This window comes from Nitrosomonas mobilis (assembly GCF_900103035.1).
Taxonomy (GTDB): domain Bacteria; phylum Pseudomonadota; class Gammaproteobacteria; order Burkholderiales; family Nitrosomonadaceae; genus Nitrosomonas; species Nitrosomonas mobilis.
Genome location: NZ_FMWO01000095.1, coordinates 1 through 2,111, shown reverse-complemented (window position 1 = coordinate 2,111; position 2,111 = coordinate 1). Strand labels below are relative to the sequence as shown.

Annotated in this window: 2 protein-coding genes; both read left to right on the top strand. The window is 47.3% G+C overall.

The genetic code is table 11. The annotated features are described in order from the left end of the window. Positions 1-7: 7 nt before the first annotated feature. On the top strand, positions 8-955 hold the full coding sequence (locus NSMM_RS13595) for an IS1595 family transposase (RefSeq protein ID WP_090288268.1): 948 nt from the start codon (positions 8-10) through the stop codon (positions 953-955). Positions 956-1,586: 631 nt separating this feature from the next. Beyond that, positions 1,587-2,111: IS1595 family transposase (locus NSMM_RS13590; protein WP_176753984.1), on the top strand; the 525-nt coding region annotated here is incomplete at its 3' end.

Below are 2,111 nucleotides of genomic sequence, written 5' to 3'. Positions count from 1 at the left end.
CTGCGCGGTGCTGTACAAAATTCAGTTTCAGGCAGGCCTGTCACTGCATGAATTTCTGCATCAATATGGCACGGAAGCACAATGTGAAGCAGCATTGTTTGCTGCGAGGTGGCCACATGGCTGGAGATGCCTGCGCTGCGATGGGGAGCGATATTCCTGTACCCATAACGGCCGCAAGCTATGGGAATGCCTGGATTGTGGCTACCAATGTTCTTCAATTGTCGGCACCGTGTTTGAAAATACTAAATTACCGCTAAGAACCTGGTTTCTGGCCATTTACTTGATGACGCAAAGCAAGAATGCGGTCAGTGCATTGGAACTCAAACGTCAGCTGGGGGTAAGTTACAAAACGGCATGGTCGATCAAGCATAAGCTGTTACAGACCATGCTGCTGCGCGAAGAGCAACGCCGTCTGGATGGACGCGTGGAGGTTGACGATGCTTATCTGGGAGGTGAAAGGCCGGGAAAGCGCGGGCGGGGCGCGGCAAGTAAGACGCCATTTGTAGCGGCAATACAAACAAACAGCGAGGGGAAGCCACTTTATATACGCTTGACTCCCGTAGCGGGTTTTACATATGAAGCGCTCAAACAGTGGTCGGCTGAATGTCTGTCATCTACTGCACGAGTCGTATCTGATGGTTTGGGGTGTTTCGGGGCGGTTACGCATACAGCCGCGCAGCATGAGCGCCATATTGTGGGAAGTGGCAAATCTGCTGTGCAGCGTGCCGAGTTTCGCTGGGTCAATACGCTTCTTGGCAATCTCAAGACTGCCTTCAGCGGAACCTACCATGCATTCAATCACGCCAAGTATGCACAGCGCTATCTTGCAGAATTCTCCTATCGCTTCAATCGCCGTTTTGATTTGGCTGCCATGGTGCCGCGATTGCTGCGCGCCGCCGCAACGACAGAACCTCTTCCGATCGGTATATTGAGAATTTCTGAGATAGGTAACTAATCAGGAAAAAATATATCAACAGACTGGCGCTATTGATTCCATGTACTTCCGAATGCCCCACTGCGAGCGCAAATCCACATAAGATAGCTAAAACCCAATATAAAGACTTCGGCAATGATTCGAACCAGTCATCAACGCGCACGTAAATTGATCTATTGATAACAATTGGATTAATAGGTCTTGGATTTCCTGTTTTGATACCTATGGGCACATATTGACTAGTATTTGGAGACGTAGATGTAAAATTATTTCTAATCTGAGCTGACTCAGACCTAATTTGATTTTCTTCTTGCTGTTGCTTTAATCCCTCCATTAAACCTATATATCTTTGGCGCTGACGTTCTTGTTCCTCTGCGTACCTACGATTCTGGTCATCCCAGTTCATCGTATAAGGATCATGCGGGTTATTTGGATCTTGATTCATTGTCCCCCCCATAAATTAGTAGGAGTTATGCGTAGAATTTTCGATCAATAATTCTCAAAATTCATTTATCGACGCTAACAATCTTCTTTTTATGACTAATGATATTTTCTCATGTTCAATTACTTTTCCTGATTAGTTACTTCTCTCAGAAATCTTGTAAAATCTATAAATTGCGAAGAAACGTAGCAAGATCAGAGGAGAATGACAATGGCGATGAATAAAATTCAGTTTCAGGCAGGCCTGTCACTGCATGAATTTCTGCATCAATATGGCACGGAAGCACAATGTGAAGCAGCATTGTTTGCTGCGAGGTGGCCACATGGCTGGAGATGCCTGCGCTGCGATGGGGAGCGATATTCCTGTACCCATAACGGCCGCAAGCTATGGGAATGCCTGGATTGTGGCTACCAATGTTCTTCAATTGTCGGCACCGTGTTTGAAAATACTAAATTACCGCTAAGAACCTGGTTTCTGGCCATTTACTTGATGACGCAAAGCAAGAATGCGGTCAGTGCATTGGAACTCAAACGTCAGCTGGGGGTAAGTTACAAAACGGCATGGTCGATCAAGCATAAGCTGTTACAGACCATGCTGCTGCGCGAAGAGCAACGCCGTCTGGATGGACGCGTGGAGGTTGACGATGCTTATCTGGGAGGTGAAAGGCCGGGAAAGCGCGGGCGGGGCGCGGCAAGTAAGACGCCATTTGTAGCGGCAATACAAACAAACAGCGAG